This window comes from Salmonella sp. 32010601201800023SM (assembly GCF_017572235.1).
In the GTDB taxonomy this organism is placed as follows: domain Bacteria; phylum Pseudomonadota; class Gammaproteobacteria; order Enterobacterales; family Enterobacteriaceae; genus Salmonella; species Salmonella enterica.
Window position 1 is genome coordinate 1 of sequence record NZ_JAGEQS010000014.1, and the last position, 6,239, is coordinate 6,239.

The window sequence follows — 6,239 nt, forward strand, 5'->3', positions numbered from 1 at the left end:
GCGGGCTGTCGTTCACCGTGGACGCCGGGGAGTGGGTGCAGGTCACCGGCGGCAACGGCGCCGGAAAAACCACCCTGCTGCGCCTGCTGACCGGGCTGGCGCGCCCGGACGGCGGGGAGGTGTACTGGCAGGGCGAACCCCTGCGCCGCGTGCGCGACAGCTTCCATCGCAGTCTGCTGTGGATAGGGCACCAGCCGGGGATAAAAACCCGCCTGACGGCGCGGGAGAACCTGCACTTTTTCCACCCCGGCGACGGCGCGCGCCTCCCGGAGGCGCTGGCGCAGGCCGGGCTGGCGGGATTTGAGGACGTGCCGGTCGCCCGGCTCTCGGCCGGGCAGCAGCGCCGGGTGGCGCTGGCCCGCCTGTGGCTGACCCGCGCCGCGCTGTGGGTGCTTGACGAGCCGTTCACCGCCATTGACGTTAACGGCGTGGCGCGCCTCACCCGGCGGATGGCGGCGCACACGGCGCAGGGCGGGATGGTCATTCTCACCACCCACCAGCCGCTGCCGGGGGCCGCGGACACCGTCCGCCGCCTGGCGCTGACCGGCGGGGGGGCCGGGCTGTGATGTGGCGTGTCTTCTGTCTCGAGCTGCGCGTGGCGTTCCGCCACGGCGCGGACATCGCCGGCCCGCTGTGGTTCTTCCTGATGGTCATCACCCTGTTTCCGTTAAGCGTCGGGCCGCAGCCGCAGCTGCTGGCGCGTATCGCGCCGGGCATCATCCAGGTGGCGGCGCTGCTGGCCTCGCTGCTGGCGCTGGAGCGGCTGTTTCGCGACGACCTGCAGGACGGCAGCCTGGAGCAGCTGATGCTGCTGCCGGTGCCGCTGCCGGCGGTGGTGCTGGCGAAGGTGCTGGCCCACTGGGCGGTGACCGGCCTGCCGCTGATGATGCTCTCCCCGCTGGTGGCGCTGCTGCTGGGGATGGACGTGTACGGCTGGAAAATCATGGCGCTGACGCTGCTGCTCGGCACGCCGGCGCTGGGGTTTCTCGCCGCGCCGGGCGTTGCGCTGACGGCCGGGCTGCGGCGCGGCGGCGTCCTGCTGGGCATTCTGGTGCTGCCGCTGAGTGTCCCGGTGCTGATTTTCGCCACCGCGGCGATGGACGCGGCATCGATGCATTTACCCGTTGACGGCTATCTGGCGGTGCTGGGGGCGCTGCTGGCGGGCAGCGCGACGTTAAGCCCGTTCGCCACCGCGGCGGCGCTGCGCCTCAGCGTGCAGTAGCGCCCCGGCGCGACGGACATTTTACTGGTTTCAGGAGGTCAGGTGACGACTATGTGGAAAACCCTTCATCAGCTGGCGGCGCCGCCCCGGCTGTATCAGATTTGCGGCAGGCTCGTGCCGTGGCTGGCGGCGGCCGGCATCATCGCGCTGGCCACCGGCTGGGTCCGGGGCTTTGGTTTCGCCCCGGCGGACTACCAGCAGGGGGAGAGCTACCGCATTATGTACCTGCATGTCCCGGCGGCCATCTGGTCGATGGGTATCTATGCGGCGATGGCGGTGGCGGCGTTCACCGGGCTGGTCTGGCAGATGAAAATGGCCAGCCTTGCCGTCGCGGCGATGGCGCCGGTGGGGGCGGTGTACACCTTCATCGCGCTGGTCACCGGCGCGGCGTGGGGCAAACCGATGTGGGGCACCTGGTGGGTGTGGGACGCGCGCCTGACCTCGGAGCTGGTGCTGCTGTTTCTCTACGCCGGGGTCATCGCCCTGTGGCACGCCTTTGACGACCGTAAAATGGCCGGGCGCGCGGCGGGCATTCTGGTGCTGGTCGGCGTGGTGAACCTGCCGGTTATCCACTATTCCGTCGAGTGGTGGAACACCCTGCACCAGGGCTCGACGCGGATGCAGCAGAGTATCGACCCGGCGATGCGCTCGCCGCTGCGCTGGGCCATCGCCGGCTTCCTGCTGCTCTTTATGACGCTGTCGCTGATGCGGATGCGCAACCTGATTTTACTGATGGAAAAACGCCGCCCGTGGGTGAGCGAACTGATACTGAAAAGGGGGCACCGGTGAGTCCGGCATTTTCATCGTGGAGCGATTTTTTCGCCATGGGCGGGTACGCCTTTTTTGTCTGGCTGGCGGTGGCGATGACCGTGGCGCCGCTGGCGCTGCTGGCGCTGCACACGGTGCTGCAGCGCCGGGCCATTCTGCGCGGCGTGGCGCTGCAGCGGGCGCGCGAGGCGCGGATGCGTGCCGCACAGGCGCAACAGGAGGCCGCGTGAACCTGCGACGTAAAAACCGGCTATGGGTGGTCTGCGTGGTGCTGGCGGGCCTGGGGCTGACCACCGCCCTGGTCCTGTACGCGCTGCGCGCGAATATCGACCTGTTCTATACCCCCGGCGAAATTCTCTACGGCAAGCGCGAGACGCAGCAGCTGCCGGCGGTGGGCCAGCGCCTGCGCGTCGGCGGGATGGTGATGCCCGGCAGCGTCAGGCGCGACCCGGACTCGCTGAAGGTGAACTTCAGCCTCTACGACGCCGAAGGGTCGGTGACGGTGAGCTATGAGGGGATACTGCCGGACCTGTTCCGCGAGGGGCAGGGGGTGGTGGTGCAGGGCACCCTGGAGAAGGGCAACCACGTCCTGGCGCACGAGGTGCTGGCCAAGCATGACGAGAACTACACCCCGCCGGAAGTGGAAAAGGCGATGCAGGAAAACCACCGCCGCCCGCAACGCGCTGATAAGGACACCTCATCATGATGCCTGAATACGGCCACGCGCTGCTGTGCCTGGCGCTCGGCGTGGCGCTGCTGCTGTCCGTTTACCCGCTGTGGGGCGTGGCGCGCGGCGACGCGCGGATGATGGCGTCGGCCGGGGTGTTCGCCTGGCTGTTGTTCATCTGCGTGGCGGGCGCGTTTTTCGTGCTGGTGCACGCCTTTGTGGTTAACGACTTCACCGTGGCCTATGTCGCCGGCAACTCGAACACGCAGCTGCCGGTGTGGTACCGGGTGGCCGCCACCTGGGGGGCGCACGAGGGCTCGCTGCTGCTGTGGGTGCTGCTGATGAGCGGCTGGACCCTGGCGGTGGCGGTGTTCAGCCGGCGGGTGCCGGCGGATATCGTCGCCCGGGTGCTGGCGGTGATGGGGATGGTCTGCGCCGGTTTTCTGGCGTTCATCCTGTTCACCTCCGGCCCGTTCGCCCGCACGCTGCCGGCCTTTCCGGTGGAGGGGCGCGACCTGAACCCGCTGCTGCAGGACCCGGGGCTGATTTTCCACCCGCCGCTGCTGTACATGGGCTATGTCGGCTTCTCGGTGGCCTTCGCCTTCGCCATCGCCGCGCTGCTGAGCGGGCGTCTGGACAGCGCGTTCACCCGTTTTGCCCGCCCGTGGACGCTGGCGGCGTGGGTGTTCCTGACGCTGGGCATCGTGCTCGGCTCGGCGTGGGCCTACTACGAGCTGGGCTGGGGCGGCTGGTGGTTCTGGGACCCGGTGGAGAACGCCTCCTTTATGCCGTGGCTGGCGGGCACCGCCCTGCTGCACTCGCTGGCGGTCACCGAACAGCGCGCCGGCTTTAAGGCGTGGACGCTGCTGCTGTCCATCTGCGCCTTCTCGCTGTGCCTGCTGGGCACCTTCCTGGTGCGCTCCGGGGTGCTGGTGTCGGTGCACGCCTTCGCCTCCGACCCGGCGCGCGGGATGTTTATCCTCGCCTTTATGGTGCTGGTCACCGGCGGCTCGCTGCTGCTGTTCGCCGTGCGCGGGCACAGGGTGCGTTCGCGGGTGAACAACGCGCTGTGGTCGCGCGAGTCGCTGCTGCTCGGCAACAACGTCCTGCTGATGGCCGCCATGCTGGTGGTGCTGCTGGGCACCCTGCTGCCGCTGGTGCACAAACAGCTGGGGCTGGGCAGCATTTCGGTGGGGGAGCCGTTCTTTAACACCATGTTCACCTGGCTGATGGTCCCCTTTGCCCTGCTGCTGGGGGTGGGGCCGCTGGTGCGCTGGGGCCGGGACCGGCCGCGTAACATCAGGAAACTGCTGCTCACCGCCCTGGTCTCCACCCTGGTGCTGTCGGTACTTTTGCCATGGCTGCTGGAAGATAAAATCATCGCCATGACGGCGGTGGGGATGGCGATGGCCTGCTGGATTGCGGTGCTGGCGGTGGCCGAAGCCGTACAGCGCGTGTCCCGCGGCACGAAAACCTCTCTCAGCTACTGGGGAATGGTGGCGGCGCACCTCGGGCTGGCGGTGACGATTACCGGCATCGCCTTCAGCCAGAATTACAGCGTGGAGCGTGACGTGCGGATGCGGGCGGGCGACAGCGTGACCATTCACGACTACCGCTTCACCTTCCGGGAGGTGCGGGACATCACCGGCCCCAACTACCGCGGCGGGGTGGCCCTCATCGGGGTGACGCGCCACGGCGAGCCGGAGGCGGTGCTGCACGCGGAGAAACGGCTCTACAACACCAGCCGGATGGTGATGACCGAGGCGGCGATTGACGGCGGGCTGACCCGCGACCTGTACGCCGCGCTCGGGGAGGAGCTGGACAACGGCGCGTGGGCCGTGCGCCTGTACTACAAACCGTTTGTCCGCTGGATATGGGCCGGGGGGCTGCTGATGGCGCTGGGCGGGCTGCTGTGCCTGGCGGACCCGCGCTACCGCCGCCGTAAACCATTGCCGGAGGCCGGATGAAACGCAACGTACTGTTATTACCGTTACTGATTTTTCTGCTGATTGCCGCGGCGCTGCTGTGGCAGCTGGCGCGCAACGCGCAGGGGGATGACCCGACGAATCTCGAATCGGCGCTGACCGGGAAGCCGGTGCCGGCGTTCCGCCTGGAATCGCTGGAGACGCCGGGTCAGTACTACCAGGCGGAGGTGCTGACGCAGGGGAAACCGGTGCTGCTTAACGTCTGGGCCACCTGGTGCCCGACCTGCCGCGCCGAGCATCAGTACCTGAACCGGCTGGCCGCGCAGGGTATCCGGGTGGTGGGGCTGAACTATAAGGACGACCGGGCGAAGGCGGTGGCCTGGTTAAAAGAACTGGGCAACCCGTATGCGCTGAGTTTATCGGACAGCGACGGGATGCTGGGGCTGGACCTGGGCGTGTACGGCGCGCCGGAAACCTTCCTCATCGACGGCAACGGGATTATCCGCTACCGCCATGCGGGCGATTTGAATGCCCGGGTATGGGAAAGTGAACTGAAACCGCTGTGGGACAGATACAGCCGGGAGGCGGCGCAATGAGACTGTTACCGGGCATGGTGATGCTGATGCTGGCGCTGGTTATCTCCGGGTCAGCGCGGGCAACCACCGACGTGATGCCGTTTAAAGATGAAGCGCAGGAGCAGCAGTTCCGCCAGCTCACGGAGCAGCTGCGCTGCCCGAAATGCCAGAACAACAGCATTGCGGACTCGAACGCGATGATAGCCACCGACATGCGCCGCAGGGTGTATGACCTGATGCAGGAGGGGAAGAGCCGCCAGGAAATCATCGATTACATGGTGGCGCGCTACGGCAACTTCGTCACCTACGACCCGCCGCTGACCCCGCTGACGGTGCTGCTGTGGGTGCTGCCGCTGGCCGCCATCGTGGCGGGCGGATGGATAATCGTTGCCCGCACGCGCCGGCGGGTGCGCCTGCGCCGGGAGCCGCTGCCGGCGGACACCCCGGTTTGCGGCGCGCGCGCCGGGTGGGGCGTTTACGTGCCGGGGGCCGTCATTGCGCTGGCGGTCGGCGCCGGCAGCTACGCCCTGACCGGCAGCTATCAGCAGGTCAGGGCCTGGCAGCAGGCAACGGCGCAGACGCCCGGGCTGCTGGCGCGGGCGCTGGACCCGCAGGCGCAGCCGCTGAATGAGGAGGAGATGGCGCGGCTGGCGCTGGGGCTGCGCACCCGCCTGCAGAATGATGCCGGCAATGTTGAGGGCTGGCTCATGCTGGGGCGCACCGGTATGGTACTGGGTAATGCCGGTACCGCCACCGGGGCGTATGCGAACGCTTACCGTCTGGACCCGAAAAACCGCGATGCGGCGCTGGGCTACGCGGAGGCGCTGACGCGCTCGTCCGACCCGGAGGATAACCGCCGCGGCGGGGAGCTGCTGCGTCAGCTGGTGAGCCGCGACCACACGGATATCCGGGTGTTAAGCCTGTATGCGTTTAACGCCTTTGAGCAGCAGCGCTTTGGCGAGGCGGTGGCGGCCTGGGAGATGATGCTGAAGTTACTGCCGGCGGGTGACGCCCGGCGGGCGGTGATAGAGCGCAGTATCCGGCTGGCGCAGGAGAAATAAGACCCTGACGGCCCGGTGGCG

Annotated in this window: 8 protein-coding genes; all 8 read left to right on the forward strand. The window is 68.0% G+C overall.

What is annotated here, in order from left to right:
* On the forward strand, positions 1-566 hold a 566-nt coding region (gene ccmA / locus J4617_RS22675; protein ID WP_045902289.1), incomplete at its 5' end, for a cytochrome c biogenesis heme-transporting ATPase CcmA.
* Positions 563-1,222, forward strand: coding sequence for a heme exporter protein CcmB (gene ccmB / locus J4617_RS22680; protein WP_000990039.1), 660 nt, complete (start codon positions 563-565; stop codon positions 1,220-1,222). The genes ccmA and ccmB, both read left to right, overlap by 4 nt.
* Positions 1,223-1,273: 51 nt before the next feature.
* Positions 1,274-2,011, forward strand: a complete 738-nt coding sequence (locus tag J4617_RS22685; RefSeq protein ID WP_000266003.1) for a heme ABC transporter permease — start codon at positions 1,274-1,276, stop codon at positions 2,009-2,011.
* A complete protein-coding gene (gene ccmD, locus J4617_RS22690) occupies positions 2,008-2,220 on the forward strand; it encodes a heme exporter protein CcmD (RefSeq protein WP_000074106.1) in 213 nt (70 codons plus the stop codon). Before J4617_RS22685 ends, ccmD begins: the two co-directional genes overlap by 4 nt.
* On the forward strand, positions 2,217-2,696 hold the full coding sequence (ccmE, locus tag J4617_RS22695; RefSeq protein WP_208290713.1) for a cytochrome c maturation protein CcmE: 480 nt from the start codon (positions 2,217-2,219) through the stop codon (positions 2,694-2,696). The genes ccmD and ccmE overlap by 4 nt, the downstream gene beginning before the upstream one ends.
* Positions 2,693-4,624: a heme lyase CcmF/NrfE family subunit gene (locus tag J4617_RS22700; RefSeq protein ID WP_000982525.1), complete on the forward strand. Its 1,932-nt coding sequence runs from the start codon at positions 2,693-2,695 to the stop codon at positions 4,622-4,624. Before ccmE ends, J4617_RS22700 begins: the two co-directional genes overlap by 4 nt.
* Positions 4,621-5,178: a thiol:disulfide interchange protein DsbE gene (gene dsbE / locus J4617_RS22705; protein ID WP_000828298.1), complete on the forward strand. Its 558-nt coding sequence runs from the start codon at positions 4,621-4,623 to the stop codon at positions 5,176-5,178. Before J4617_RS22700 ends, dsbE begins: the two co-directional genes overlap by 4 nt.
* Positions 5,175-6,218, forward strand: coding sequence for a cytochrome c-type biogenesis protein CcmH (locus tag J4617_RS22710; protein ID WP_022544680.1), 1,044 nt, complete (start codon positions 5,175-5,177; stop codon positions 6,216-6,218). Before dsbE ends, J4617_RS22710 begins: the two co-directional genes overlap by 4 nt.
* The last annotated feature ends 21 nt before the right edge of the window (positions 6,219-6,239 follow it).